This is a genomic window from Pseudoalteromonas sp. S554 (assembly GCF_005930865.1).
Classification (GTDB): Bacteria; Pseudomonadota; Gammaproteobacteria; order Enterobacterales; family Alteromonadaceae; genus Pseudoalteromonas; species Pseudoalteromonas marina.
This window is the reverse complement of the sequence record NZ_PNDV01000221.1, coordinates 1-214: the sequence shown is the minus strand read 5'-3', so window position 1 is coordinate 214 and position 214 is coordinate 1. Positions and strand designations below refer to the sequence as shown.

Below are 214 nucleotides of genomic sequence, written 5' to 3'. Positions count from 1 at the left end.
GGGGTGGCCGGGGGCGGGGGGGCCGCCGGCGGGGCGGCCCTGGCCGGGGCGGCTGGTGGCGTGGTTGTGACAGGTTGTTCCGTTGACTTGAGATGCTGGCGTCGATCCGCTTCGCGCCTTGCGCGTGGCTTGCTGCGCAGTGGGCACGATATCGCGCATCTGCCCGATCATGCGGAACAGCTCCGACTCATCCACCTGTGCGCGCCCTTGCTGC

1 protein-coding gene is annotated in these 214 nt (G+C 71.0%); it reads right to left on the bottom strand.

What is annotated here, in order from left to right; translation table 11 throughout:
* Positions 1 to 195, bottom strand: a 195-nt coding sequence (locus CWB65_RS19985) for a hypothetical protein (RefSeq protein ID WP_212750961.1), incomplete at its 3' end; no start/stop codon positions are given.
* Positions 196 to 214 lie beyond the last annotated feature (19 nt).